23 protein-coding genes and 1 pseudogene are annotated in these 26898 nt (G+C 72.7%); 10 read left to right on the top strand and 14 right to left on the bottom strand.

What is annotated here, in order from left to right; all coding sequences use genetic code 11:
* Nucleotides 1-146: 146 nt before the first annotated feature.
* Both G3A44_RS22050 and G3A44_RS22045 read right to left on the bottom strand, forming a co-directional pair.
* Nucleotides 147-329 (bottom strand): DUF2905 domain-containing protein, encoded by a 183-nt coding sequence (locus tag G3A44_RS22050; protein ID WP_375138688.1) that lies wholly within the window; start codon nt 327-329, stop codon nt 147-149.
* A 26-nt stretch (nt 330-355) separates the two neighbouring features.
* Nucleotides 356-1447, bottom strand: coding sequence for a class I SAM-dependent methyltransferase (locus G3A44_RS22045; protein ID WP_163459913.1), 1092 nt, complete (start codon nt 1445-1447; stop codon nt 356-358).
* Nucleotides 1448-1579: 132 nt separating this feature from the next.
* On the opposite strand from G3A44_RS22045, the gene G3A44_RS22040 reads away from it, so the two are divergent.
* The 5 genes from G3A44_RS22040 (at nt 1580) to G3A44_RS22020 (ending at nt 6720) form a co-directional block, all read left to right on the top strand.
* Nucleotides 1580-2437: an SDR family oxidoreductase gene (locus G3A44_RS22040; RefSeq protein ID WP_163459909.1), complete on the top strand. Its 858-nt coding sequence runs from the start codon at nt 1580-1582 to the stop codon at nt 2435-2437.
* A gap of 9 nt (nt 2438-2446) precedes the next feature.
* Nucleotides 2447-2839, top strand: a complete 393-nt coding sequence (locus G3A44_RS22035) for a dihydroneopterin aldolase (RefSeq protein ID WP_163459908.1) — start codon at nt 2447-2449, stop codon at nt 2837-2839.
* Between the two features lie 46 nt (nt 2840-2885).
* On the top strand, nt 2886-3884 hold the full coding sequence (gene ttcA, locus G3A44_RS22030; RefSeq protein WP_163459907.1) for a tRNA 2-thiocytidine(32) synthetase TtcA: 999 nt from the start codon (nt 2886-2888) through the stop codon (nt 3882-3884).
* A 114-nt stretch (nt 3885-3998) separates the two neighbouring features.
* The gene (locus G3A44_RS22025) at nt 3999-4655 is read left to right on the top strand and encodes a DUF4136 domain-containing protein (RefSeq protein WP_163459906.1); all 657 of its coding nucleotides are present in this window, start codon (nt 3999-4001) and stop codon (nt 4653-4655) included.
* A gap of 145 nt (nt 4656-4800) precedes the next feature.
* A complete protein-coding gene (locus G3A44_RS22020; RefSeq protein WP_163459905.1) occupies nt 4801-6720 on the top strand; it encodes a hypothetical protein in 1920 nt (639 codons plus the stop codon).
* On the opposite strand, the gene G3A44_RS22015 is transcribed toward G3A44_RS22020, so the two are convergent.
* On the bottom strand, nt 6699-7595 hold the full coding sequence (locus G3A44_RS22015) for a DUF6279 family lipoprotein (protein ID WP_163459904.1): 897 nt from the start codon (nt 7593-7595) through the stop codon (nt 6699-6701). The two genes, G3A44_RS22020 and G3A44_RS22015, sit on opposite strands and share 22 nt — an antisense overlap.
* A gap of 106 nt (nt 7596-7701) precedes the next feature.
* Between G3A44_RS22015 and glmU the strand changes: the two genes are divergently transcribed.
* Nucleotides 7702-9090 carry a bifunctional UDP-N-acetylglucosamine diphosphorylase/glucosamine-1-phosphate N-acetyltransferase GlmU gene (glmU, locus tag G3A44_RS22010; protein ID WP_163459903.1) on the top strand — a complete coding sequence of 463 codons (1389 nt, stop codon included), beginning with the start codon at nt 7702-7704 and terminating at the stop codon, nt 9088-9090.
* Nucleotides 9091-9159: 69 nt separating this feature from the next.
* Here the strand turns inward: glmU and G3A44_RS22005 are convergent, their stop codons facing one another.
* Entirely contained in the window at nt 9160-9630 is a 471-nt protein-coding gene (locus tag G3A44_RS22005) for a hypothetical protein (protein WP_163459902.1), read from the bottom strand.
* Nucleotides 9631-9790: 160 nt separating this feature from the next.
* Between G3A44_RS22005 and G3A44_RS22000 the strand changes: the two genes are divergently transcribed.
* The gene (locus tag G3A44_RS22000; protein WP_163459901.1) at nt 9791-11596 is read left to right on the top strand and encodes a bifunctional metallophosphatase/5'-nucleotidase; all 1806 of its coding nucleotides are present in this window, start codon (nt 9791-9793) and stop codon (nt 11594-11596) included.
* Nucleotides 11597-11614: 18 nt separating this feature from the next.
* On the opposite strand, the gene G3A44_RS21995 is transcribed toward G3A44_RS22000, so the two are convergent.
* On the bottom strand, nt 11615-12565 hold the full coding sequence (locus tag G3A44_RS21995; RefSeq protein ID WP_203561531.1) for a LysR family transcriptional regulator: 951 nt from the start codon (nt 12563-12565) through the stop codon (nt 11615-11617).
* 147 nt (nt 12566-12712) lie between these two features.
* Here G3A44_RS21995 and G3A44_RS21990 point away from each other — a divergent pair, with 147 nt between their 5' ends.
* A complete protein-coding gene (locus tag G3A44_RS21990) occupies nt 12713-13993 on the top strand; it encodes a gallate dioxygenase (protein ID WP_163459900.1) in 1281 nt (426 codons plus the stop codon).
* A 43-nt stretch (nt 13994-14036) separates the two neighbouring features.
* Here the strand turns inward: G3A44_RS21990 and G3A44_RS21985 are convergent, their stop codons facing one another.
* The 4 genes from G3A44_RS21985 to G3A44_RS21970 all read right to left on the bottom strand — a co-directional run bounded on the left by G3A44_RS21985 (nt 14037) and on the right by G3A44_RS21970 (nt 18605).
* A complete protein-coding gene (locus G3A44_RS21985; RefSeq protein WP_203561532.1) occupies nt 14037-14537 on the bottom strand; it encodes a hypothetical protein in 501 nt (166 codons plus the stop codon).
* Between the two features lie 115 nt (nt 14538-14652).
* The gene (gene glcF, locus G3A44_RS21980; RefSeq protein ID WP_163459899.1) at nt 14653-15927 is read right to left on the bottom strand and encodes a glycolate oxidase subunit GlcF; all 1275 of its coding nucleotides are present in this window, start codon (nt 15925-15927) and stop codon (nt 14653-14655) included.
* Between the two features lie 7 nt (nt 15928-15934).
* Entirely contained in the window at nt 15935-17047 is a 1113-nt protein-coding gene (gene glcE, locus G3A44_RS21975) for a glycolate oxidase subunit GlcE (RefSeq protein WP_163459898.1), read from the bottom strand.
* 52 nt (nt 17048-17099) lie between these two features.
* Nucleotides 17100-18605: an FAD-linked oxidase C-terminal domain-containing protein gene (locus G3A44_RS21970; RefSeq protein WP_163459897.1), complete on the bottom strand. Its 1506-nt coding sequence runs from the start codon at nt 18603-18605 to the stop codon at nt 17100-17102.
* 127 nt (nt 18606-18732) lie between these two features.
* Here G3A44_RS21970 and G3A44_RS21965 point away from each other — a divergent pair, with 127 nt between their 5' ends.
* Nucleotides 18733-20253 (top strand): Ppx/GppA phosphatase family protein, encoded by a 1521-nt coding sequence (locus G3A44_RS21965; protein WP_163459896.1) that lies wholly within the window; start codon nt 18733-18735, stop codon nt 20251-20253.
* Between the two features lie 15 nt (nt 20254-20268).
* Here the strand turns inward: G3A44_RS21965 and ppk1 are convergent, their stop codons facing one another.
* From ppk1 to G3A44_RS21940, 5 genes are all read right to left on the bottom strand, one after another.
* Entirely contained in the window at nt 20269-22359 is a 2091-nt protein-coding gene (gene ppk1, locus G3A44_RS21960; protein ID WP_163459895.1) for a polyphosphate kinase 1, read from the bottom strand.
* Between the two features lie 141 nt (nt 22360-22500).
* Nucleotides 22501-23622, bottom strand: a complete 1122-nt coding sequence (locus G3A44_RS21955) for an FIST signal transduction protein (RefSeq protein WP_163459894.1) — start codon at nt 23620-23622, stop codon at nt 22501-22503.
* Nucleotides 23623-23680: 58 nt separating this feature from the next.
* The gene (locus tag G3A44_RS21950) at nt 23681-24496 is read right to left on the bottom strand and encodes a PhaM family polyhydroxyalkanoate granule multifunctional regulatory protein (RefSeq protein WP_163459893.1); all 816 of its coding nucleotides are present in this window, start codon (nt 24494-24496) and stop codon (nt 23681-23683) included.
* Entirely contained in the window at nt 24493-25545 is a 1053-nt protein-coding gene (locus G3A44_RS21945; RefSeq protein WP_163459892.1) for a TraB/GumN family protein, read from the bottom strand. The genes G3A44_RS21950 and G3A44_RS21945 overlap by 4 nt, the downstream gene beginning before the upstream one ends.
* Nucleotides 25542-26540 (bottom strand): fumarylacetoacetate hydrolase family protein, encoded by a 999-nt coding sequence (locus G3A44_RS21940; RefSeq protein WP_163459891.1) that lies wholly within the window; start codon nt 26538-26540, stop codon nt 25542-25544. The genes G3A44_RS21945 and G3A44_RS21940 overlap by 4 nt, the downstream gene beginning before the upstream one ends.
* A gap of 33 nt (nt 26541-26573) precedes the next feature.
* Between G3A44_RS21940 and G3A44_RS21935 the strand changes: the two are divergent.
* Nucleotides 26574-26898: pseudogene (locus G3A44_RS21935) on the top strand (hypothetical protein); the annotation flags it as partial.

The raw sequence follows: 26898 nt of genomic DNA, 5'->3' as shown, positions 1-26898 counted from the left end.
CACCGCGCCGGTGGCCGCGGCGGCCGTGCCCCGCCGCGCCCGTGGCCCGGCCATTGCCGAGGCCATCCACGAGGCACGGGCCCGCGCCCTCCGCGCCGCACTGGGGCGCTGAGGCCCCGCCGCCGGGCCCACCCTGGCGCCGCCCCTCAGAGCAGCCAGGTGATGGCGGCGGCCAGCACGCTCAACACCACAGCGCTGGCAAAGGGCAGAAAGATGTCGCGGCCCAGCAGGCGAAAGCGCACATCCCCCGGCAACCGGCCAAAGCCGAAGCGCGAAAGCCAGGTGCCGAAACGGTTGAAGATCAGCAGCGCGATCAGGAAAACGATCATCCAGCGCATGGGGGCAGACCTCCGCGTCAGAGCCGGTGGGTGCGGTCGCCCTGGGCAAAACCCAGCGGCTCGCCGGTGGCGTCCCAGTCCAGACCGGGCGTGGCCAGGGCCATGACCTTGAACAGCTCGCCCATCTCGTGCTCGGTGATCAGCTTCTGGGCCATGGCGCGGCCCCGCAGGTCGGCCGCCTCGAGCAGCGCCGGCAGGCCGCAGTTCAGCAGGAAGCGCGCCTGGCTGGTGTAGCCCAGCACCTCCAAGCCCGCGTCCTGCGCCGCCAGGGCGATGCCGGTGAAGTTGACGTGGGCGGTGATGTCCTTCTCGCCCAACCACTCCAGCGGGTTGTCGTCGGCCAGGTGCAGGCGGTGGCACATCAGCGTGCCGCGCCAGCGCTGCGGGTGGTAGTACTCGGCCTCGGGAAAGCCGTAATCGATGAAGAACGCCACTCCGCGCTGCAGGTGCTGGGCCAGCGTGCGGATGAAGGCCTCGGCCTGGAGGTGGATCTCGGTGACCATGCCCGGCAGCACCGGGCCGTCAAACGGGATGGCCAGCGGGCTGTCACGGTCGGCCCAGGCCAGGCGACCTTGGGCGTCGCACACCACGCCGCGCTCCTGCCAGCCGGTCTCGTCCTCGCGGCGCACCAGCAGCTGCACCGGCATGGCGTCCAGCACCTCGTTGCCCACCACCACCCCGGCCATGGCCTCGGGCAGGGTGTGCAGCCAGCGCACCCGGTCGCCAAAGCGGGCCAGGCGCTCGGCCTGGCGCTCGCGCAGGCTGCCCGAGAGGTCCACGATGGCGTAGCGCACCGCCGGGCCGCCATCGGCGTCCAGCGCCTGCAGCAGCTGCTCGGCCAGGGCGCCGGTGCCGGCGCCGAACTCGTACACCTCGGCAGTGCCGCTGGCCTGCAGCGCCTGGCGCACCTGCACCGCCAGGGCCCGGCCGAACAGCGGCGACATCTCCGGCGCGGTGACGAAGTCGCTGCCGCTGGCCGGCATCAGGCCGAACTTGCGACCCGCGTTGGCGTAATAGCCCAGGCCCGGCTCGTACAGCACGATGGCCATGAAACGGTCAAAAGGCAGCCAGCCACCGGCTTCGGCAAGGGCTTGCTCCAGGCGGGCCATCAGGCGCGCCGATACACTGTCGGGTTCGCTCACGGATTGCTCCCCGACCCGGGCCACCCCGCACCCTCCCGGGTGCCGCCTGGCTGCCGAGCCCTCGCGGGGCCTGCTTCAACCTCCGGGATTGTAGGTTTCATGCCTTCCCTGCCTTCACCACCTGCAACGGCCCACCACGCACCGCGGCCCGTGGCCCTGGTCACCGGTGCGGCGCGGCGCATTGGCCGCGCCATCACGCTGCACCTGGCCGCCCAGGGCTGGGACGTGGCGCTGCACTGCCACGCCTCGCACACCGAGGCCGAGGCCACCGCCGCCGAGGCCCGTGCCGCCGGCGGGCCCACGGCCCGCACCACCGTGCTGGCGGCCGACCTGGCCGACGACACCGCCTGCCGCGCCCTGCTGCCCGCCGCCGTGGCCGCGCTGGGCCGGGTGGACGCCGTGGTCAACAACGCCAGCCTGTTCGAGTACGACGACGCCAGCAGCGCCAGCAGCGCCAGCCTGGCCCGCCACTGGCAGGCCAACACCGCCGCGCCGGTGGCCCTGGCCCAGGCCCTGGCCACCCACTTGGCGGCGCGGCGCGCCACCGGCGAGCCCCAGGCCCAGGGCTGCGTGGTCAACCTGCTGGACCAGAAGCTCTGGAACCCCAACCCCGATTACTTCAGCTACACGCTGAGCAAGGCCGCCCTCAAAGAGGCCACCACCCTGCTGGCCCAGGCGCTGGCGCCCGCGGTGCGGGTGTGCGGCGTGGCGCCGGGGGTGACGCTGGTCTCGGGCCCGCTGATGAGCGAAGGCCAGTTTGCCGCCGCCCACCGGCTCACGCCGCTGGGCCGCTCCTCCACGCCCGAGGACATCGCCCGTGCGGTGGCCTTCGTGCTCACCTCCCCCGCCATCACCGGCACCACCCTGCTGGTCGATGGCGGACAGCATCTGGCGGCCCAGGGCCGCGACGTGCTGTTTCTCACCGGCGCCGCCACCCCGGCCGCGCCCTCTGCCTGAGCTGTGACCATGCAAACCTCCCTCCTCCACCCCAGCCTGCAGGACTGCCGGCGCCTGTTCCTGCGCAACTACGAGGTGTGGATCAACATCGGCGTGCACGACTTCGAGAAGAAGGGCGAGCAGCGCGTGGTCATCAATGTCGACCTCTACGTGCCGCTGGCCGTCTCCACCCCCCGGGAGGACGAGCTGCACGAGGTGCTGGACTACGACTTCATCCGCCGCACCATCGCCGAGCGCGTCTCCAAGGGCCACATCCACCTGCAGGAGACGCTGTGCGACGACGTGCTGGCGCTGATGCTGGCCCACCCCAACGTGCGCGCCGCCCGCGTCTCCACCGAGAAGCCCGACGTCTACCCGGACTGCGACGCCGTGGGCTGCGAAGTGTTCGGCCTGAAGCCCTGAACCCGCCCCCGCCACCGCTCCTGCCCCTGACCTGCCACGCTCCGCCATGAACACCGACGACGCCCTGCTGGCCGCTGCGGCCCCCGCCGCCACCGCCTCCTCCGCCGCTGACGACGAAGCCGCCAAGAAGGCCAAGAAGCACGCCTTCGAGATGAACAAGCTCAGCAAGCGCCTGCACCGCCAGGTGGGCCAGGCCATCGCCGACTTCAACATGATCGAAGCCGGCGACAAGGTGATGGTCTGCCTGTCCGGCGGCAAGGACAGCTACGCCATGCTCGACATCCTGATGAACCTGCAGAAGCGGGCCCCCATCCGGTTCGAGCTGGTGGCCGTCAACCTCGACCAGAAGCAGCCGGGCTTCCCGGCCGATGTGCTGCCGCGCTACCTGGAGGGGGTGGGCGTGCCCTTCCACATCGAGACGCAGGACACCTACACCATCGTCAAGAAGCATGTGCCCGAGGGCAAGACGATGTGCAGCCTGTGCTCGCGGCTGCGCCGCGGCATCCTCTACCGCGTGGCCCGCGAGCTGGGCTGCAACAAGATCGCCCTGGGCCACCACCGCGACGACATGGTCGTCACCCTGCTGATGAACATGTTCTTCGGCAGCCGCATGAAGGGCATGCCGCCCAAGCTGGTGAGCGACAACGGCGAATTTGTCGTCATCCGCCCGCTGGCCTACGTGGCCGAGCCCGACTTGGAAACCTGGGCGGTGCACCGCGAGTTCCCCATCATCCCGTGCAGCCTGTGCGGCAGCCAGGAGAACCTGCAGCGTGTGCTCATCAAGAAGATGATCCGCGAGTGGGACAAGGAATACCCCGGCCGCATCGACAACATGTTCACCGCCATGGGCAACATCACCCTGTCGCACATGATGGACCGGCAGCTCTTCCCCTTCACCACCATCGCCCCCACCGGCAAGCCCGACCCGCAGGGCGACAAGGCCTTTGACGAGGACGACGCCGACGACTGCGGCAGCCCGCCCACCGGCGCCGAAGGCAGTGCGTCCGCCGCCGGCCCGGCGGTGCAGACCGTGCGCTTCGTCTGAGGCCCGCGCGCGGGGCGGCCGGCCGGTGCCGGTGCGGCGCCCGACCAAGGGGGTTGGCCCGCCCGCCGCGCCGGTGCTAGGCTAGGTCGGAGGTCTCAGCCCGCAGGACACGCCATGCCCCCAGACGCCGCCCCCACCCCGCCCGCCCTCCACCTGGCCACCGACCGCCGCCGCGGCCTGGCCCTGCTGGCCGCCCTGCCCCTGCTGGGACTGGGGGCCTGCGCCAGCTTCCAGGACATCCACTGCACCGTCAGCAGCTTTGGGGCCTGGCCCGCCGGCCGCACGCCGGGCACCTACGCCTTTGACCGCCTGCCCTCCCAGCGCAGCGGCGAGGGCGCCGAGCAGCAGGCCCGCCTGGAGCGGCTGGCCGCCGCCGCCCTGCAGGCCGCCGGCCTGAAGCCCGCCAGCGACGCCGCCAGCGCCGACCTCCTGGTGCAACTGGGCGCCCGGGTGGACCGCGCGCAGCGCTCCCCCTGGGACGACCCCTTCTGGCCCGGCCCCTGGGGCCCGCGCTTTGGCCTGACGCCCTTTGCCACCCCCGGCTGGAACGCCAGCTTCGTCTACGTGCGCACCGAATACACCCGCGAGGTGGCGGTGCTGCTGCGCGACCGCGCCAGTGGTGAGGCGCTGTACGAGGCCCGGGCCGCCTCCACCGGCCTGAACGCCGGCAGCGACGCGCTGCTGGGCGCCATGTACCGCGCCGCGCTGCAGTCCTTTCCACAGGCCCAGCCCGAACCCCACACCGTCAAGGCCAAGTTGGCCACGGTCTGAGCACGGTCTACGCGCAGTTTGAGCGCGGGCCCCTCCTGGGCCGTCCCCACCCTGCCAACCTTGACAGATGCGCCCGACCCCGGGTGCCCCGACACTGCAGCGCCGGCTTACACTCCTTTTTCAGGGGCGCCAAGCCGACTGCTGCATGACCGTCACCGACCGCCCAAGCCCACCTTCCACATTTCCCGCTGACCGCTACCAACGCCTGGCACCGCTGGGGCGTGACGGCACCGGCGGGGTGGTGGCCGCCTGGGACGTGGCGCTGGCCCGCCCCGTGGCCCTCAAGACCCTGCCTCCCGCGCCGGATACGGCCGGGCCTGGCGCCATGGCAGCGGTGCCGCCGCCACCGCACCCGGCCTTTGTGGCGGTGCATGAGGTCTGGTCCGCCCCGCGGGACCGGCAACTGGTCATGGAGCGGGTGTTCGGCCTGAGCCTGGCGCGCGCCCTGCAGGACGGGCCACTGCCCCACCCCGCCGCCTGCGCCTGGATCGGCCAGCTGGCCCAGGCCCTGGGCGCAGCCCACGCCGCCGGCCAGGCCCACGGCCACTTGCGGCTGAGCCAGCTGATGCTCACCCCACCCCAGCCGACACCGGTCCAGGACGAAGACCACTGCGCCCGCCTGCTGCGCCAGACGCCGCCCGGGGAGCTGAGCCACTGGCGGCTGAGGGTGCTGGGCCTGGGCCTGCCGCGTCCGGCACCGGCCGGCCTGGCCGACATGCAAGACCCGGCCACCCGTGACGCCCAGGCCCTGGTGCCACTGCTGCGGCAATGCCTGCTGCCCCCCTCGCGAGCCACTGTCCCTCCCGCCACGCCGGTGCCCCCCGACTGGCCTGCAGCGCTGCGCCAGCTGCTGGATCCGCGGTGGCCGGGGCTGCGGCCGCTGCAACCCGCCGACCTGGGGCCCCTGGCCGAGCGCCTGCGCCAGCTGGCCCACACGCCGGATGCCTCCACCGTCGCCGCCGCCCCCCCCGGGCTGCCCGGGCCGGCGCCCGTCTGGGCAGGGGCCTGCGCCCCGCCGCCCCGGCCCGGCCGGATGAGCCCCCGCTGGCCCTGGGCCGTCGCGGTGGCGCTGCTGTCCACCCTGGTGGCCGGGGCCACGGCACTGTGGATGCAGTCGCGGCCACGCAGCGACGCCGGGCGCGATGCCACCTTGCGCCTGCCCGTCAACTGGCTGCCACCGGCGCCGGAGCTGCAGCTCATCCTGCGTCAGGTGGACCTCTGGCTGGCCGCCCGCGACGACCACACGGCACCGCTGCGCGCGCTGTCCACCCTGCAGCCCCTGACCCAAGCGCCGGCCCCACCCCATGCCGGACTGGCCGCGGCGCGCAGTCTGGCGCATGCCTTGCAGCATGCCCAGAACCCCGGCCAGCCGGCCGCGCGGGAGCAGGCGCGGTACTGGGCGGCACTGGCACTGGCGCTCGATGGGCGGCTGGCGCGGGCACACCTGGCACAGGCCCATGCGCTGTGGCTGCAGCAGGATGCCGACGGCGCCCGTGCCGCCTGCCTGCGCGCCCGACAGCTCGACCCGCACGATCCCCTGGCCCTGGCCCTGCACGCCGACCTGTTGGCCGCCGCCCTGGAGCCGGCGCCCCCCGCCGCTCCGCCACAGCCCGTCGACCCCCTGGACCAGACGCAGGAGGTGCTGGCGCAGGCCCTGCAGCGCCTGCCCCCCACGGCGCTGTGGCACAGCGCGCACGGCACGGTGCTCGGCCTGCAAGGCCGGTGGGGCCTGGCGGCCCAAGCCCAGCAGCAGGCCTTGGACCGGGTCGACACCTCCGCCGGTCGAACCGCCGTCGCGCGACCACAGGCGCGCCTGGCCGGTGCCCTGGCCCACCTCCCTGGCCAGGCCACAGCGTCACGCACCGCCCTGGCCGCCGCCATGGGTCAGGCCAGCGACGACCCCGAAGTGCAGTACCAGGCCGCCGTGGTGGCGGCGCTGCTGGGTGAGCCCGCCCTGGTGCGTCGCCGCCTGCAACGGGCCCTGGCCGGGGGATACCCCCTCACCTTGGCGCAGCGCGAGCCCGCCCTGCGGCGCTGGATGCCTCAGCCCGCGGGCACGCCCTGAGCCCCCACAGCGCCCCCGCCCGGTGCGCCGGCCCGCGGCTGGCCGGCCATGTCACGCAGGTCACGCTCCCAGCCCTGCAGCCACCGCACCGCATGCTCGCGCTGCGCCGGGGTGCTGGCCTGGTGCAGGCTGGCGAACAGCTCGCAGTGGCCCAGGCGGCGGGTGCGCTGGGCGGCCTGCCAGGCGGGTGAGCCCCAACCGCCCAGGGTGGTGGAAGGGCGCAGCCAGGCGGCCAGCGCCGCGGCACTGGCCTCGTCGCCGGGCTTGTCGGTGGACAGGCGGGTCAGCACCGCCAGCAGCTCGCGCTGGTGGGCCTGGTGCTCGGCCTCGCGCTGCAGCGGGTCGTCGGCCAGGGCCACGGCGGCGGCCTGCAGCAGCGCCTCCTGCGCGGGCAGGAGGCGGCCGTAGAGGTCTTGGTAGCGCTCGCGCCAAGTCTTGAGGCGCTTCTCGCGGCGCTCGTCCTCCGGGGGCTCGATGAACTCCTCGCGGAACTCGCGGTTGCGCGCCTCCAGCTTCTTCTGCAGGTGGCGCAGCTGCGCCGGCTGCAAGGTCTGCACCTGCCGGGCCATGGCCGGCAGTGCCTGCTGCCAGGCGGCGTGCACCCGGGGCACGGCCTGGTCCAGCCACTGGCAGGCCTGCTCGGCGGTGACCGGCTGGCGCACCTCCACCGCCAGGCGCCCCACCAGGTCGGCATAGTCCGGCAGCTGGGTCTGCCGGTGCCAGACAAACCACTCGGCCAGTGCCAGCTTGACCTGCGGCTTCTGCTGCGCGTTGAAGTCCACATGGCCGTCCAGCCACCACCAGCCCAGCCACTCGCCTTGTCCGTAGGCCAGCTTGACGGCGCTGCAGCCCCCCAGCAGCGGGGTGAACAGCAAGCCGGCCAGCAGGCAGGCCGCACCGATAATCCGCCGCCACGCGCTCGGTGCGCCCTCCGGGGCCGGCGGGCGGGATCTTCCATCGAGCAAGTGAGCGAGTGTTGGCATGGCTCTGAATGTCGTGATCATGGCCGCGGGCAAAGGCACCCGCATGCGTTCGGCGCGCCCCAAGGTGCTGCACACCCTGGCCGGGCGCAGCCTGCTGGAGCATGTTCTGGGCCGGGCCGCCCGATTGCAAGCCCTGCAGACCCTGGTGATCACCGGCCATGGCGCTGAGCAGGTGGAGGCCAGCGTGGGCGCCGCCGCGCAGTGCGTGCGCCAGCAGCCGCAGCTGGGCACCGGCCATGCCATCCAGCAGGTGGCGCCGGTGCTGGACGAGGCGGCCGCCACCACCCTCATCCTCAATGGTGACGTGCCGCTGATCGAGCCGGCCACCGCTGCCGCCCTGGCCCAGGCCTGCGGCGGCCAGCGCCTGGCGCTGTTGACCGTGACGCTGGACGACGCCACCGGCTATGGCCGCATCGTGCGCAACGCCGCCGGCCAGAACGTGCTGGCCATCGTGGAGCACAAGGACGCCAGCCCCGAGCAGCGGGCCATCCGCGAGGTCTACACCGGCATGATGGCCGCGCCCACCGCCCTGCTCAAGCAGTGGGTCATGGCGCTGGACAACCAGAACGCCCAGGGCGAGTACTACCTGACCGACATCGTCGCCATGGCCGTGGCCCAAGGCGTGCCGGTGGTGGCCACCCCGGCAGCCGACGAGGTGGAGGTGCTGGGCGTCAACAGCCCGGCGCAGCTGGCCGACCTGGAGCGCCGCCTGCAACGCCGCCAGGCCGACGCCCTGCTGGAGGCCGGCGTGCGCCTGGCCGACCCGGCGCGGCTGGACGTGCGCGGCACGCTGACCTGCGGGCAGGATGTGGACATCGACGTCAACTGCGTCTTTGAAGGCCAGGTGAGCCTGGGCAACGGCGTGAAGATCGGCGCGAACTGCGTAATCCGCAACGCCGTGATCGGCGACGGCGTGGTGGTGCACCCCTTCTGCCACCTCGATGGCGACCAGGACGGCGTGCGCGTGGGGGCCGGCAGCCTGATCGGCCCCTATGCCCGCCTGCGCCCGGGTGCTCGCCTGGGCGCCGAGGTGCACATCGGCAACTTCGTGGAAGTGAAGAACGCCACCCTGGCCGACGGCGCCAAGGCCAACCACCTGGCCTACCTGGGCGACGCCACCGTGGGTGAGCGGGTGAACTTTGGCGCCGGCAGCATCACCGCCAACTACGACGGCGCCCACAAGCACCGCACCACCATTGGCGCCGACGTGCACGTGGGCAGCAACTGCGTGCTGATCGCCCCGGTGACGATCGGCGAGGGCGGCACCATTGGCGGCGGCTCCACCATCGCCCAGGACACCCCCGCCGGCCAGCTCACCGTGGCCCGGGCCAAGCAAGTGTCGCTGGCGGGCTGGAAGCGCCCGGTCAAGGCGCCCAAGAAGGCCTGAGGCCAGGGCTGACAACGGCCCGCCCGGGCGCCTGGCCACACCGGACGCCCCGGCGTGGTGCCAACCCCCTCAACGCATGGGCATGGCCGGACCGCCCTGCTCCACCACGTGGTCCAGGCGCTGGCTGCCCAGCCGGGGGTCGGGCACAGCGTCGAGCGCGCGCTGCAAGGCATTGCCCGTGGGCGGCGCGGCAGACGGCTGCGCCGCGGAGGCGGCAGGGGCCGCAAAGGCCTGGGACGCCTCCAGCACAGTCACCCCGTCGGGCCGCAGCGTGACGGGCTCAAAACCCGGCGGACAGGCGGCCTCCTGGCTGTAGCGCACCTCACGGCCGTGCACACACTTCAGCGGCACCGCCGCGCGGGTGGTCTGCATGTCCTGCGGCGCGGCTTGGCGCCACCGGTCCAGCAGCGGCTCGTGGTAACGCCAGACGGTGGCCGAACCGACCACCACCACGGCGAAGGCAATGACACCTCGCATGTTGTTCACCCCCTTGACCCGACCTGCCGACAGGTGGGCGCCATTCTTTTGATGTGGGCGCATGATGCCTCAGACCCGGCCTTTGCAACAGCTCGTTTCCAATCGCGCTACATCCGTTTGGGGGATGGTCAGCCGGAACCCCCGGTGGCTTGACCGGCGGGCCGGCAGAACTTGGTAAGGTGCCGGCTGCCCTGAGCCCCCGCCCCCTCGCGCCGACCGCCCCATGTCCTCTGCCCCTCTGCGCTCCCTGTCCCCGATCGGTCCCGTGCTGCGGACCGCCGTGACGCCACTGCTGCTGGCCGCCAGCCTGGCCACGCTGGGGGGCTGCGGCGCCCCGCTCAACACCTCACCACCGGCGGACGCCCCGTCCTGGGTGGCGGCGCCCGCCCCCAGCGCCAGCGCCAGCGCCTCGGCCACCGCCAACCCGCCGACGGCCAGCGTGACGCCACCGCCTGCGGTGGCCGTGCGGATCCTGGCCATCAACGACCTGCATGGCAACCTGCAGCCCCCGGGCGGCGGTTTCCGTCTGCCCGACCCGCAGCAGCCCGACCAGGGCCGGAGCGTGCCCGCCGGGGGCGTGGCCCACCTGGCCACCGCCGTGCGCACGCTGGCGGCCCAGAGTCCGCACCACCTCTTCGTGGCCGCGGGCGACCTCATCGGCGCCAGCCCCCTGCTCTCGGCGCTGTTCCATGACGAGCCGACGGTCGAATCCCTGGGCGCCATGGGCCTGGCGCTGGCCGCGGTGGGCAACCACGAGTTCGACCGCGGCGCGGCCGAACTGCTGCGCCTGCAGCGCGGCGGCTGCCATCCGGTGGACGGCTGCCGGGGGCCAAGGCCCTTCACCGGGGCGCGCTTCCAGTACTTGGCGGCCAGCACCGTGGACCAGCAGACCGGCCAGACCTTGCTGCCGGCCTATGCGGTGCGGCACTTCGACGGCGTGCCGGTGGCCTTCATCGGCCTGACGCTCAAGAACACGCCGCATGTGGTGGTGCCCAGCGGGGTGCGGGGGCTGACCTTCCGCGACGAGGCCGAGACGGTCAACGCCCTGGTGCCGGTGTTGCGGGCCCAGGGGGTGGAGGCCATCGTGCTGCTGATCCATGAGGGGGGCTTCACCCGGGGCGGGCATGACGAATGCCCGGGCTTGTCCGGCCCCCTGGTGGACATCGTGCGCCGGCTGGACCCGGCGGTGGACGTGGTCATCAGCGGCCACACCCACCAGGCCTACAACTGCCGGCTCGACGGCCGCCTGGTGACCAGCGCCGACAAGTACGGCACGCTGGTCTCGGCCATCGACCTGGAGCTTGACCCCCTCACCCGCGACGTGCGCAGCAGCCGGGCCAGCAACCAGATCGTCAGCCACGAGCGCTTTGCCGCCGACCCGGCCCAGCTGGCCCTGCTGGCCGAATACGAACGCCTGGCCGCGCCGCTGGCGCAGCGGCCGGTGGCCCGGCTGGACGCCCCGATCACCCGCGACGCCAACCGCCATGGCGAATCGCCCCTGGGCCGTCTGGTGGCCGACGCCCAGCTCTGGGCCACGCAGGAGGCCGGCGCCCAACTGGCGCTGATGAACCCCGGCGGCATCCGCGCCGACCTGCGCCCCGGGCTGGACGGCCAGTTGCGCTTCCAGGACCTGTTCGCCAGCCAACCCTTCCACAACCGCCTGGTCACCCTGACCCTCAGCGGCGAGCAACTGCGGCAGGTGCTGGAGGAGCAGTGGCTGCGCCAGCCCAAGCCGCGGCTGCTGCAGCTGTCCTCGGGCCTGAGCTACCGCTGGCGGGCCCAGGCCCCGCTGGGCCAGCGGGTGGAGCAGCTGCGCCTGCATGGCCAGCCGGTGCAGGCGCAGCAGCGGCTGCGGGTCACGGTCAACGCCTTCCTGGCCGATGGGGGCGACAGCTTCAACACCCTGCGCCAAGGCAGCGAGCGCACCACCGGCCCCGACGACGCCGAGGCGCTCGAGCGCTACCTGACCCAAGTGCCCGACTGGCACCGCCGCCTGCAAGGCCCCGCCCGCGTGCAACGGGCCGACTGAGGGCTGCGGCGCCGGGTCTCAGCCGGCCGGCGCCGCCGGCCCCTCCGGGGCACAGCACTCGGTCAGAAATTCCAGGAACACCCGCACCCGGGGCGACAGCAGCCGCCGGCCGGGGTAGACCACACTCAGCTGGGCGGCCTGCAGCTCGAAGGTGATGTGGGGAAACACCTCCACCAGCCGGCCCTCGGCCAGCGGCGCCTCGCAATAGTGCCGCGGCAGCACCGACACCCCTGCCCCGGCCATCACGGCGCGGCGCACCACCAGCGGGTCGTTCACATGCGAGCAGCCGCGGGAGAGGTCCAGCGTGGCCGGCTCGCCGCGCACATGCACCGGCAGGCGGCGCTGGGCGTAACGGGTCTCGCACAGCTGCACCTGGGCGCGCAGCAGGGCCAGCTCGGCCTCCGGCGGGCCGGCCGACCCGGCGGCCGGTGGCGGGTGCGCCTGCGCCCAGGCGGGGCTGGCCACCCACAGCAACGGGCTGCTCAGCAGCGGGCGGCACACCCGTTCGCTGTCGTCCAACTGGCCCACGACCACCGCCAGGTCCACCCGCTTGCCCAGCAGCGACTCGCCGTGCGTGGTCACCACGATGTCCAGCTCGACCTGCGGATGGCGGGCCTTGAACTGCGCCAGGCGCGGTGCCACCCGCTCCTGGGTGAGCGCGGGCGGCAGCGCCACCGCCAGCCGCCCGGCCGGTGCGGCGCCCAGGCCGGCCATCAGGGCATCGGCCTCGCGGGCCTGCTCTACGATGAGCTGGGCCTGCCGCGCAAAGGCCTCGCCCTCGGCGGTGACGCGCAAGCGGCGCGACACGCGGTCCAGCAGGCGCAAACCCAGCGCCTGCTCCAGCCGCGTGACCGCGCTGCTCACGGTGCTCTTGGGCCAGCCCAGGTGGCGGGCCGCGGCGGTCACGCCGCCCTGCTCGATCACGGCCAGGAACACCGGCAGGTCATCCAGCTGCCATCGCAAACCCATGTCCGGCTCCCTTGAGGCGGTGGCCCATCGGGCCCCGTTTGTTCATCAATCTGAACGAATGGTCCATCTGGAGCCAATTGTTCCTGAGATGGCCCCACTCAAGAATGCCTCCACCGTCATTTTTGGCCCCCTGAGAGGAGACACCCCATGGCACGCATCATCGGAGGCATCGGCGCCTCGCACTCGCCCACCATCGGCTACGCCAAGGACACCGGCAAGCAAAACGACCCGGCCTGGAAACCCATCTTCGACGGCTTCGCCGCGGTGCGCCAATGGGTACAGGCCCAGAAGGTGGACGTGCTGTTCATGATCTACAACGATCACATCACCTCCTTCTACTTTGACCACTACTCGGCCTTCGTGCTGGGCATTGACGACCAGTACCACCCCGCCGACGAAGGCGGTGGCCCGCGCGAGGTGGCGCCGGCGATCGGGCACCTGGGGCTGTCACAGCACATCGCCATGTCGCTGGTGGCCGATGAGTTCGACATGAGCTTCTTCCAGGGCAAGCCGGTGGACCACGGCTTTTTGTCACCGCTGGCCATGCTGGGCGACGAGAACGGCCCCTGGCCGGGCAAGGTGGTGCCGCTGCAGGTGGGCGTGCTGCAACTGCCCATCCCCAACGCCAAGCGCATGTGGAAGCTGGGCAAGACGCTGCGCCAGGCCATCGAGAGCTACCCCGAGGACCTGCGCGTGGCCATCGTGGCCACCGGCGGCCTCTCGCACCAGGTGCATGGCGAGCGCGCCGGCTTCTTGAACGAGGACTGGGACGCTGAATTCCTGGAACTGCTGGAGCACAGCCCCGAGACCCTGGTGAACATGCGCATCGCCGAGTACGTGGCCAAGGGCGGCATGGAGGGCGCCGAGGTCATCATGTGGCTGATCATGCGCGGCGCGCTGAGCGACAAGGTGCGGCGCGTGCACCGCCAGACCTACGCCCCCAGCGTCACCAACATCTGCACCCTGGTGTTCGAGGACCTGGGCGACGCGCCCGATGCGGCCGCGGTGGCGGCCTACCGCGAGCACATCGGCCACGAGCTGGCCGGTGCCGGCAGCCTGGAGGGCACCTACCCCTTCACCCACGCCCGCAGCCACGCCAACTTCCGCCTCAACACCTTCCTGCATGACTTGGTGAAGCCCTGGCACCGCGCCCGCTTCGTCAACGATTTCGAGGCGCTGGCCCACGAACGCGGCCTGAGCGAGGAGGAGAAGGACCTGATCCGCCAGCGCCGCTGGATCGAGATGGTGCGCCGCGGGGTGAGCTTCTTTGTGCTGGAGAAGATGGCCGCCGTGCTGGGGGTGAGCAACCCCGAGGTCTACGCCGCCTTCCGCGGCCAGACGCTGGACGAGTTCCTCGCCACCCGCAAGGTGCCCATGACCTACTCGGTGGCCGGTGGCGACCAGGTGCGGGCAATGGACCAGGCCTGAAGGCCAGGGCGGGTGCCGGGGGTGGCGATGCCGCCCCGGCGCCTCAGCGCACCTTGCCGAAGCCGCCTTCCACCCAGGCGGTGGCGCTGCGGCTGTTGAGGCGGAAGTCCGGGCGCACCTTCACCCGGGCCAGCTCCTCGTCCAGCGCGTTCCAGGCGCTCAGCTCGGCATAGGGCTCGAACTCATCGGGCGTGATGTCCAGGCGCACCGTCAGGCGGCCTTCGGGCAGGTTGAGGTTCACGCTCTGGTGCAGCTGCGCGTCGCGCTGCTGTTCGTGACGGCGCAGCACCTCGTGCGCCGTCTTCACCAGGGTCTGGAAGGCGGGCGTGCTCAGGGGCTTGGGGTTCTTCTTGTCGCGCCCCATGGTCCAAGGCCCCACCAGCGCCGGCTCGGCCTGACCCACCAGGGTCATCGACACCGCCCAGCCATCGTCGTCCATGTCCTTGATGACCTTGGCCGTCCACACCCCGTCACTCCACAACCGCGGTTCCTGGATGATGGCCGGCGCCTCGGCGCCATCGTCGCCCTCGGTGGCGCGGGGCAGTTGGGAGAGGTAGGACGAGGTCACGGCAGGTCGGGCAAGAGGTGGCGCGGGGGCGGGCAGTCTAGTCCAGCCCCGCGGGGCCGGCCTCAACCGGACCGGCGGGGCCCGCCGATCCTCACCGCAGCGCCGCCGTCACCGCCTCATCCAGCACCTCGATCCAGTGCTTGACGGGGCGTTCGCTGCCCGACTGCAGGTGCTGGATGCAGCCGACGTTGGCCGAGACGATGGTCTCGGCCTGGACCGGTGACAGGGCCTTGAGCTTGCGGTCGCGCAGCTGCAGCGAGAGCTCGGGCTGCAGCACCGAGTAGGTGCCGGCGGAGCCGCAGCACAGGTGGGCGTCCATCGGGGCGGTGTGCACGTCAAAGCCCAGCTCGCCCAGGTGCTTCTCCACGCCGCCGCGCAGCTTCTGCGCGTGCTGCAGGGTGCAGGGCGGGTGGTAGGCCAGCGGCACGCGCCGGGTCTGGTCGGCCTTGGGCCGGCGCCTGAGCACGGCCTTGAGCGGCGCCACCAGGTCCGGCAGCAGCTCGGAGATGTCCCGGGTCATGGCGGCGATGCGGCGGGCCTTCTCGGCGTAGGCCGGGTCGTGGGCCAGGTGCAGGGCGTAGTCCTTGACGGTGGCGCCGCAGCCGCTGGCGTTCATGACGATGGCCTCGACCTGGCCGGCGCCGGTGGCGGCCTCCACCCGGGGCCACCAGGCGTCGATGTTGCGGCGCATGTCGTCCAGGCCGCCGTGGTGGTCGTTCAGGTGGGTGCGGATGGCGCCGCAGCAGCCCGCCTCGTCGGCCACCACGGTCTGGATGCCGGCGGCGTCCAGCACCCGGGCGGTGGCGGAATTGATGTTGGGCATCATGGCCGGCTGCACGCAGCCCATGAGCAGCAGCACCTTGCGCGGGTGTTCACGGGTGGGCCAGCGGTGGGCCTCGGGGCCGCTGCGGGGCGGCACCTTGAGCTTGAGGCTGGCGGGCAGCAGCGGCCGCAGGGCCTGGCCGACCTGGAGCGCCGGGGCAAAGGCCGAGGAGGTCAGGCCCTCCTTGAGCAGCCAGCGCAGCGCACGTTCGCCCCGGGGGCGCTCGACCTTCTCCTCCACGAGGCGCCGGCCGATGTCCACCAGCTGGCCGTACTGCACGCCGCTGGGGCAGGTGCTCTCGCAGTTGCGGCAGGTCAGGCAGCGGTCCAGGTGCAGCTGGGTGGCGCGGGTGACGGGGGCGCCTTCCAGCACCTGCTTCATCAGGTAGATGCGGCCACGCGGGCCGTCGAGCTCGTCGCCCAGCAGCTGGTAGGTGGGGCAGGTGGCGGTGCAGAAGCCGCAGTGCACGCACTTGCGCAGGATGGCTTCGGCGGCCTCACCGTCGGGCGTGCCGGCGAATTCGGGGGCAAGGTGGGTCTGCATGGGCGGCTCAGAACTCGGGGTGCAGGCGCTGGCGGTTGAAGATGCCGGCCGGGTCGAAGGCCTTCTTCAGGCCGTGGTGGATGCGCAGCAGGGCCGGCGACAGCGGCGCAAAGGCCGCCCCCGTCTCCTGCGCCCCGGGCGGCCGGCGAAAGCGGGTGGCATGGCCCCGGCCCTCGGCCGCGGCCACTTCCAGCACGCTGGCCGGGGCGGTGGTGACCACCCAGCGCTGGGCGCCCCCCCATTCGATGAGCTGCTCGCCCGCCAGGTTCAGGCGCGGGGCGGTGGGCGCCACCGACAGGCGCCAGAGCGTGGCGCCGCCGGCCACGGCCTGCTGGGCATGGGTGAAGAACTCGTCGCTGTGGTCGCGCAGGCCGCGCCAGAAGGACTGGGCCAGGGCGTCCGGGATGACCTCCCCGCCCAGCTTCTGGTGGGCGGTGGCCACCGCGGCGCGCGCGCCCTTCAGGCGCAGCACCAGCACATCGTCCCACCAGGCGCTGGCCGACAGGGGCAGGGGCTGGCCGGCCCACTCGTTGAGGTGGCGCAGCGCGTTGGCCTGGTCCATCTCAAAGCGCAGGGTGAGGGTGGCCGGGGCCTCGGGCAGCACCTTGAGCGAGACGTCGCAGATCACGCCCAGCACGCCCAGGGAGCCGGCCAGCAGGCGCGAGACGTCATAGCCGGCCACGTTTTTCATGACCTGGCCCCCAAAGTGGAGCAGCTCCCCCTTGCCGTTGAGCAAGGTAGCGCCCAGCACGTAGTCGCGCACGCTGCCGACGCTGGCGCGCGAGGGCCCGGCCAGGCCGGCGGCCACCATGCCGCCCACCGTGCCGCTGAGCCCGCCGGGATGGCTGACAAAGCGCGGCGGCTCGAAGGCCAGGCACTGCCCATGCTGGGCCAGCAGGGCCTCCAGCTCCACCAGCGGGGTGCCGGCCTTGGCGGTCACCACCAGCTCGGTGGGCTCGTAGGCCAGCACGCCTGAGAGCATGCGGGTGCTCAGCTCGTCGCCCAGCAGGGGGCCGCCATGGAAGTCCTTGCTGCCGCTGCCGCGGATGCACAGGGGGCGCTGGCGGGCGGTGGCCTCGCGCACGGTCTCCACCAGGGTGGTCAGGGCCGTGTCTTGCATGGGTCAGGGGTCCTTGGAGTGGGGCGCGGGGTCGGACTCGGGCGGCGGCGCGTCAGAAGCGCTCCAGCTCCGGGAAGGGCAGCAGGCCGCGACGGACGTGCATCTTTCCGTACTCGGCGCAGCGGTGCAGGGTGGGGATGACCTTGCCGGGGTTGAGCAGGCCGATGCGGTCAAAGGCCTGCTTGAGTGCCAGCATCTGCTCGCGCTCGGCGGGGCTGAACTGCACGCACATGCTGTTGAGCTTCTCCACCCCCACGCCGTGCTCGCCGGTGACGGTGCCGCCCATGGCCACGCTGGTCTCCAGGATGTCGGCGCCAAAGCGCTCGCAGCGCTCCAGCTGGTCGGGGTCGTTGGCATCAAACAGGATCAGCGGGTGCAGGTTGCCGTCGCCCGCATGGAAGACGTTGCAGCAGCGCAGGCCGTACTTCTTCTCCATCTCGGCAATGGCCAGCAGGATGTCGGCCAGGCGCTTGCGCGGGATGGTGGAGTCCATGCACATGTAGTCCGGGCTGATGCGCCCGGAGGCCGGGAAGGCGTTCTTGCGCCCGCTCCAGAACTTCAGGCGCTGGGCCTCGTCGGCGCTCACCTCCATGCGGGTGGCGCCGGCGCCGGCCAGCACGTCCATCATGCGCTCAATCTCCTCGGCCACCTCCTCGGGCGTGCCGTCGCTCTCGCACAGCAAGATGGCCTCGGCCGTGAGGTCGTAGCCGGCGTGGACAAAGTCTTCCACCGCGGCGGTCATGGGCTTGTCCATCATCTCCAGGCCGGCGGGGATGATGCCCGCGCCGATGATGGCGGCCACCGCGTCGCCGGCCTTTCGCAGGTCGTCAAAGCTGGCCATGATGCAGCGCGCCACCTGGGGCTTGGGCGTGAGCTTGACCGTGACCTCGGTGATGACGGCCAGCATGCCTTCGCTGCCCACCACCACACTCAGCAGGTCCAGGCCGGGCACGTCCAGCGCGTCGCCGCCAAACTCCACCAGCTCGCCCTCGGCCGTGAAGCCGCGCACCTTGAGCACGTTGTGCAGCGTCAGGCCGTACTTCAGGCAGTGCACACCGCCAGAGTTCTCGGCCACGTTGCCGCCGATGGTGCAGGCGATCTGGCTGCTGGGGTCCGGGGCGTAGTACAGGCCGTGGGCCGCCGCCGCCTCGGAGATGGCCAGGTTGCGCACGCCGCACTGCACCACCGCCGTGCGGCTGAACTTGTCGAGCTGCAGGATGCGGTTGAACTTGGCCAGGCCCAGGGTCACGCCCAGGGCATGCGGCATGGCGCCACCGGACAGGCCGGTGCCGGCGCCGCGGGCCACCACCGGCACGCCCAGGTCGTGGCAGGTGCGCAGCACGGCGCCCACCTGCGCCTCGGTCTCGGGCAGGGCCACGGCCAGCGGGCGCTCGCGGTAGGCGGTCAGGCCGTCGCACTCATAGGGGGTGGTGTCCTCGCTCTGCCACAGCAGGGCGTGGGCGGGCAGCACGGCCTGCAAGGCCGCTACCACTTCCAGTTGACGGGCCATCCGCTCGCTGGGAGCGGCATCCAGGGCGCGGGGGGCGGCAGTGGTCATCGCAGGGCGCGGACGTTGGAGAAGGATGCCAACTGTAAACGGCGGCTGCGGCCTGCGCGCCACGCCCGCAACCGTCACCAGCCTGTCACATCCGGCCGTCACATACGCCGGGTAGCATGACCGCACGATGAATGCGCACCTTCCCGCCCCCGACGCCCCGCTGGCGTCCATCGACATGGGCTCCAACAGCTTTCGCCTGGAGATCGGCCAGGTCCTGCAGCAGCGCTACCGGCGCCTGGCCTACCTCAAGGACACGGTTCGGCTGGGCGCAGGTCTGGACGCCAACGGCTACCTGACGGAGGAGGCCACGCAGCGGGGCCTGGAGAGCCTGCGCGGCTTTGCCCACCGGCTGCAGGGCTTCGGCCCCGGGCAGGTGCGGGCGGTGGCCACGCAGACCCTGCGCGAAGCCCGCAACCGCAACGACTTCCTGGCCCGCGCCGAGACGGTGCTGGGCTTTCCCATCGAGGTCATCTCCGGCCGCGAGGAGGCCCGGCTGATCTACGCCGGCGTGTCCTTCATGCAGCCGGCGCGCAAGCCGCGCCTGGTCATCGACATCGGCGGCCGCTCCACCGAGATGATCCTGGGCACCGGCCGCACACCGGGCGTGGCCGAGTCCTTCCAGGTGGGCAGCGTCAGCCTGTCGATGCGCTGGTTCCCCGACGGGGCGCTGACCCGCCAGGCCTTCCGCGATGCCGAGGTGGCCGCGGGCGCCGAGATCGAGGAAGCCCTGGGCCAGTTCGCGCCCAACCGCTGGGAAGAGGCACTGGGCTCCTCGGGCACCGCGGGGGCCGTCTCGCAGATCCTGGCCGGCGCGGGCGTCAGCGACGGCACCATCACCCCGGCGGGGCTGCGCTGGTGCATCGAGCAATGCCTGGCCGCCGGTCATGTGGACCGGCTGAACCTGCCCACCCTCAAAGAAGACCGCAAGCCGGTCATCGCCGGCGGGCTGGCCCTGCTCTACACCCTGGCCATGCACTTTGGCCTGGAGGAGCTCAAGCCCGCCAAGGGCGCGCTGCGCCAAGGCGTGCTGATCGACCTGCATGAACGCCACGAGGCGCGCCGGGGCGACCAGCCAGGCGGGCGCGACCTGCGCGATGGCTCGGTGTCCAGCCTGCAGCAGCGCTTTGGCGCCGACCCGGCCCAGGCCGAGCGGGTGCGTCTGGTGGCCCTGTCACTGTACGAGCAGCTGGCCCAGGCCCAGGACGCCGCCGACGAGGCACTGCTGGAGCTGGGCTGGGCCTGCGCCCTGCATGAGGTGGGCATGATGGTGTCGCACCACGACCACCACCGGCACAGCGCCTACCTGCTGGCCCATGCCGATGCGCCGGGCTTCTCGCAGAACCAGCAGCGGCGCATGGCCGACCTGGTGCTGGGCCAGCGCGGCGGACTGCGCAAGCTGGAGGCGGCGCTGGCGCAGGAGCGCTTTGCCCACCAGGTGCTGGCGCTGCGCCTGGCGGTCATCAAGTGCCATGCCCGCGGGCCGGTGCACCCCGGGGCGCTGAGCCTCAAGCGCAGCGGCCGCACGGTCACGGTGGGCAGCCGCCGCGGCTGGGCCGAGCAGAACCCGCGCACCGCCCACCTGCTGCGCGACGAGGCCGAAGCCTGGTCGCGCCTGGGTGTGCTCAAGCTGGTGCTGAACCTGCGCTGAACCCGCCGGCCGGGATCAGCCCGGCTGCATGTAGCGCGCCGCCAGGGCACGCTGGGCGCTGTGGCCCTGGCTGTCCTCGCGCTCATAGCGGCCGTCGGCGCGCTGGGTCCAGGCGTCGCAGCCGTCGTGCAGGTAAGGCACCAGGCATTCGTCGATGACCCGCTGGCGCAGCGCGGCGTCGCGCACCGGCCAGGCCACCTCAATGCGGCGGAACATGTTGCGCCCCATCCAGTCGGCCGAGGAGAGGTAGAGCACCTCATCGGCCTCGGACTCGCCCCAGCGGAAGTACAGCACCCGGGTGTGCTCCAGGAAGCGCCCCACCACCGACCGCACCCGGATGCGATCGGTCACACCTGGCAGGCCAGGGGGCAGCATGCAGGCGCCGCGCACGATCAGGTCCACCTTGGCACCGGCCTGGGCCGCGCCGATGAGCGCGGCGATGAGCGCCGGCTCGGTCAGGGCATTGACCTTGATGACCACCCGGGCCGGACGGCCGGCGCGTGCGGCCTCGCCCACCAGGATGAGCAGCGCCACCAGGCGGCTGTGCAGCGCAAAGGGCGAACTCAGCAGGTAGCGCGGCTGGCGCACCCGGGTCAGGCTGGTCAGCTCCTGGAACACCGCGTCGGCGTCGGCCGTGAGGTGGGGGTCGGCGGTGAGCATGCCCACATCGGTGTAGAGCCGCGCCGTCTTGGGGTTGTAGTTGCCGGTGGACAGGTGGGCATAGCGGCGCAGCGCCACCGCACCACGGCGCCCGCGCTCACGACGGGTCACCACCATCAGCTTGGCGTGGGTCTTGAAGCCGACGATGCCGTACACCACCTGCACGCCCACGGCCTCCAGCCGCTCGGCCCAGTTGATGTTGGCCTCCTCGTCAAAGCGGGCCTTCAACTCCACCACCGCGGTCACTTCCTTGCCGCGCCGCGCCGCCTCGATCAGCAGCTCCATCAGCTCCGACTGCGCGCCGGTGCGGTAGACCGTCTGCTTGATGGCCAGCACCTCGGGGTCGTGCACCGCGGCGCGCAGAAAGCGCACCACCGGCTCAAAGCTCTGGAACGGGTGGTGCAGCAGCAGGTCGCCGCGGCCCAGGCGCTCAAAGATGCAGGCGCCCTCGGGCCAGTCGTGTTGGGGCCAGCCGGGGGTAAGCGGCGCAAAGCGCAGGGCCGGGGCCTCCACCTGGTCGATCAGCTCGGTCAGCCGCACCAGGTTGACCGGCCCGTTGACCTTGTAGAGCGCGGCCAGCGGCAGCTGGAACTGCTCCAGCAGCAGACGCCAGAGCGCCTCTGGACAGCTCTGCACCACCTCCAGCCGGATGGCCTGGCCAAAGTGGCGGGTGGTCAGGCCATCGCGCAGGGCCTGGCGCAGGTTGGCCACGTCCTCGTCGTCGAGCTCGATGTCGGAATCGCGGGTGACGCGGAACTGCGAGAAGGCCTCCACCGGCCGGCCGCCGAACAGGTCGCCCAGGTGCGCCCGGATCACGCTGGACAGCAGCACAAAGCCCTGCATGCCCGTCGGCATCAGCGCCGCCGGCAGGCGGATCACCCGCGGCAGCGCCCGCGGCACCTTGACGATGGCGATGGCGTTCTGCCGGCCGAAGGCGTCGCGCCCCCCCAGGCGCACGATGAAGTTCAGGCTCTTGTTGGCCACCAGCGGAAAAGGGTGGGCCGGGTCCAGACCCACCGGCACCAGCAGCGGGCGAACCTGCTGCTCGAAGAAGCGGGCCACCCATTGGCGCTGCGCCTCGTTGCGCTCGGCATGGTTGAGGATGACGATGCCCTCACGCTGCAGCGCGGGCATGAGCTCCTCGTTGAACACGCCGTACTGGGCGTCGATCAGGGCGTGGGCTTCGGCCGCCACCTGGCGCAGGGCGCTGCGCTGCGGGTCGGCGGCGTTGTCGCCCGCGGCATCGCGCATGGCCTCCAGGGCATCGGCAAAACGCACCTCAAAAAACTCGTCCATGTTGGACGAGACGATGGTGATGTAGCGCAGCCGCTCCAGCAGGGGCACATCAGGCCGGCTGGCCTGTGCCAGCACGCGGCGGTTGAACTCCAGGATGGCGCGCTCACGGTTGAGCAGCACCGGCAGCACGGATGCCAGAGGCTGATTCATGCGGACCACTTTATGAAGCCTGCAAGTCAGTTTGATGACCTGTCATGAAACGGCAGGTTACCTGGCCGTTCAGGGGCGCAGGCGCCCCGCTGTGGGCCGCCCGGCGGGCCGGCGCCCACCGTTGCCGCCCAAGCTTCGGCTTCAGGCCGGCGCCAGCACCAGCGCCAGCACACCGCTGTAGGTGTAGAGCTGGCGGCCGGCAATCTCGCCGGCCGCAAAAAAGCCCGCCAGCGGCACCTCGCCCAAGGCCTGCCGCAGGATCTGCAGCTCGGCCGAGGGGCCACCAAAGTGGGCGCCGCCGCGGCCGGTGCAGCTCAGGTAGAAGGCCCCGAGCACCTGGCGCGGGGGCTGGCCGCTGTCGTCATCGCCGTCGAGCAGCTCGCGCAGCTCGGTGGCCATGCGCACCAGGTCGCGGCGCGCCGAGGCGGCGTCGCGCCGGCAAAAGCCCACCTGCCAGCCGCGGTGCAGTTCGTCGTCGGCCACGGCCAGCGCGCCCTGGCCAATGTCCACGCCCACCAGGTGGCGCACCCGGGTGTCGGGGCCAAACAGGCCACCCGGATCCAGCGCCTCGTCCTCGGGCGCGGTCAAACCCACCAGCACGCCGCGCAGGCGGCGCGCCAGGTCGTGCGGGGACAGGTGCTGCAGGCCCAGATCGTCCAGCAGGCCGTCCAGCGCCGGCTGGCCGTCCAGCGTCACCGCCAGATTGCCCTCGCAGCGGTCCAGCCGGCGCATGGGGCCCAGGGGCTGGCAGCCCTGGCTCACCCGCACCCGCACCTCCAACTGCGGCGCAAAGGCCACGCCCGAGAGGCCGCCCACGGCCTGCCCGCCGGCAAACTGGCCCTCCACACCGCGGCTGCTGAGCAGGCCACCAAACAGGCGCTGCCCGGGCAGGCGGTCGGCCAACTCATCCACCAGGCTGGCCAGCTCCGGCAGCTGGGGGTCGGCATGCACCAGGGCCGCGCCCGCCTGGCCGTGGCGCAGGGGATGGCGACCGTCGAAGACCTGAAACAGCGAGGCTGGCAGGTCAGCCAGCATCAGCACCAGGGCGGGCTCGTCGTGGTATTCCACGCCGGTGGCACAGATGCCGGCGGCCACTGCGGCCAGCACCTGCACGCCGGGCCAGCGCCGGCCCACCTCGTCCACCAGGGCCTGGGCCTGGGGCGCCAGCGCCTGGGTCAGGTAAAGCCAGGCCAGCGTGGGCGCGGGCCGGCGCTGCGCCGCGCGCTGGCCGTCCAGCTGGGCCGCGGCCAGGGCCAGGGCCATGTGGCCGTCGGGGTGGGTCGCATGCCCCACCAAAAAGGGGGCAGACCGGCGCAGCGACTCAGCCACGGGACTTGCGCGGCGTAGCGCCCGCGGTGGCGGATTTGGCGGCGCGCGGGGCCTTGGGAGCCGGCGCAGGCGCCGCGGCCGCGGTGGACGGGGCCGCAGTGGATTTGGCCGCACGGGCGCGACGCGGCGCGGCGGTGGGCGCCGCCGCCGGCGCGGCCGCCGCCTCGGCCACGCTGGAAGCGGCCTGCGCCGCCTGCTGGGCCATGGTGGCGGGCATGCTCACGGCGCTCTCCACCGCCTGCTTGAAGGTCTGGCCCGCGGCGTCCAGCGACTGCTTGACCATGGCGCCCATGCTCTCGCGGGCGGCCTCCACGCTGCCGTCGCTCAAGGCCTGGGTGGCCAGGGTGCCGAACTGCTGGGTCAGGGCGGTCCACCACTGCATGGGGTCCACCACACCGGGGGCGGCGGGCGCCTCGGTGGCCGCGGCGGCGGGCTCGGGCTCCGATGCGCTGGCCGGTTCGGGTGCGGGTGCGGGTGCGGGTGCGGGTGCCGGCGCGGCAGTGGCGGGCCGCAGCGTCATGGCCTCGCGCAGGCCGTCCATGGAGACGTTCATGCTGCGCAGGGTGCTCAGCGTCATGCGCTGCACCTCCATGGCCTGGATGGTGGTGGCCAGCATGCGGGCGTTCTGCTCCAGCCAGAACTGCACGGTCTTGAGCTCGCTGATGCGCTTGTCCAGCTCTTCGGGGTTGAGGGTGGGCGCCACCCACTGGCCCATGGACGGCAGGGCGGCGCCGGCGTTCTTGACCAGGTCCTGCAGGAACTCGAAGCCGGGCACGAACTTGCCGAAGGCGGCGGTGGAGTCGGTCATGACGGTGTCTCTTGGTTGGCGGAGGACGGAGCGGCCGCAGGGGCCGGATCAGGGCGCGGGGGGCGTGCCCCCTCCCCTGCATTGTGCGGCGGTGTGAGCCGCTGCACGGTGTAGCCGCGGGCGCGCAACAGGGCCGGCAGGCCCTGGGGGCCGATCAGGTGCAGGCTGCCCACGGCGGCAAAGACGCGCAGGCCGCCGCGGTGCATGCGGTCGATCTGGGCGGCCATGGCGGGATTGCGGTCGTCCAGCAGGCGGCGCATGTCGGCCCGGCGCGCGGGGGTGTCCAGGCAGTCGCACCACTGGGCGTAGGACTCCAGCGTGTCCACATCGGCCTGCGCCCAGGCCTGGGCCAGGCGGACACCCAGGCGCCGGCCGCGGCCGCTCTCCAACTCGTCCAGGCCTTCGGCCAGCTGGGCGTCGCGCTGGGCGGGGTCGGTCTGCAGCAGCAGGCGGGCCTGCTGCTGGGCCGACTCCAGCGACACCAGGCGCTTGCCCAGCCCCCGGGCCAGGCCGGCCATGAAACCGTCGATGCCATAGGCCGCGTCCAGCCCGTCGGCGCGCAGCTGCAACAGGCTCAGCTGCACCAGCTGCAGTTCCGGGCGCAGGGCGCGCAGCTCGGGGCCGGCGCACTGGCCGGTGGCGGCCTGGTCCAGGCGCCGGGCCAGCGCCTCGGGCAAGGGATCACCCGCCGGGGTGCGCAGCACCGCCAGCAGCGCGCGCTGCACCGCCGGATCGGTCAGGTCCAGCTCCAGGGCCACGCGGTCGGCAGCCTGCAGGGCGGCGCGGGTCTGCGGGCCGGGCACCGCCCAGTCGGGCCGGGCCACGTGCAGGGTGCCAAAGAGCCAGCTGCTGCGGCCGTCCTTGTCCACACGGTAGAGCAGGCCCCGGTCGGGGGCGGTGCGCCAGAGGGCGCGCTGCGCGGCCTCGTCCAGCGGCGCAGGGGCCGGCGGGCAGTCGGCGGCCACGGCCGCACGCCAGGGCAGCCAACAGGCGGCGGCCAGCAGCAGGAGCAGCCGGCCCAGGCCCCGGAGCCCACGCCACGCGCTCATTCGTCCCACCCGGTCAGGGTCTGGCGCAGGGCACCAAACACGCTCTGGCCGTCGGCGCCCAGGGCCTCCAGCAGCACCTCGTCGCCCGGCTCCAGCCACGGGTGGGTGTCGGGGTCGCGGCCGGCGCGGGCGGCCCAGGCCCGGGCATCGGCCACGCAGCCGGCCCCCTTGCCGGGCTCCGCGGGCGATACCGGCCCGGCCAGCAGCAGGTGCCCACCCCCCAGGCGCTGGGTGCGGGCCTGCCAGGCCAGCAACTGGCCCAGGGTCCAGCCCAGGTCCTTGCCGCTGTCGCACTGGCCCAGGCGCCGGCCGTTGACGTGCAGGCTCAGCGGCAATGACAGGCGCCCACCGCGCCAGGCCTCGCCCAGCTCGTCCGGGGTGACCAGCACCGGCGCCATGCCCACGCCCAGGCGGCTGCCCAGCGGCGGCTGGCCGGCGGCGCGCTCGGCCCGGGCCAGCGCGCGGGAGGTCCAGCCCAGCGCCAGGCCAAACAGCCGCACCCGCTCCAGGGCGGCGGCCGGCGGCGCCCCCAGGGGCAGCTCGGCCCCCACCACGGCCAACTGGGCCTCGGCATCCAGCTCGCCGGCCTGCAGCGCTGGCGCAGACACCTGCAGGTCGGCGCGGGGGCCGGTCAGCAGGTCGGCCGGCAGGCTGCCGATCCAGGGCTGGGCCAGCGCCCCGTCCTCCAGCACACGGCCTTCGGACTCGGCCAGCAACTGGTGGTGGTGGCGCCAGGGCGAAGCCCAGGCCACCCGGCTGGCACGGGGCAGCGGGGCCATGCACTGGGCCGGCTCAAAGGGGAAGGCATGCCGCGCCTTGCCCTGGTTGAGGGTGACGTAGAGGTCCTCCAGTGCCGGGCTGAGGAAGCTCCAGTCGTCCAGCAGCTGGCTCATGCGCGAGGCAATGCCGCTGACAAAGTGGGCGGTGCTGAGGTCACGCGAGACCACCACAAGGTGACCGTCACGCGAGCCATCCTGGTAGGTGGCAAGTTTCATGGGCGCAAGAGGAAGCTGGCACCATATTGTCCGATGCACCGCCTGTTGTACCCGCTGCCCCGCCTGCCCGCCCCCGGCCGGCGCCGGGCGCTGCAAACCGCCCTGGTGACGGCGGTGCTGGCCGCCCACCTGGTGGCGCTGGAATGGGCCTCGCCCACGCTGCGGCCGGCCGCCTCGCCACACGCCGGGCCGGTGATGACGGTTGTGGCCTGGCACCGTGCGCCCCCCGCACCGCCCGCCCTGCAGCCCCATGCGCGCCCGGCCACCCCGCCGGCCGCCCCCACCCCACCGCAAGCCACACCACAAGCCCCGCCGGTGACGCTCCGCCCCGCCGCCCCGGCGCCAGAGGCGGCGCCCG

The sequence above is a fragment of the Ideonella livida genome, from assembly GCF_010499455.1.
GTDB classification, from domain to species: Bacteria; Pseudomonadota; Gammaproteobacteria; order Burkholderiales; family Burkholderiaceae_C; genus Ideonella; species Ideonella livida.
Note: the sequence above shows the minus strand (reverse complement) of the source record. Positions and strands in the feature narration are given on the sequence as shown.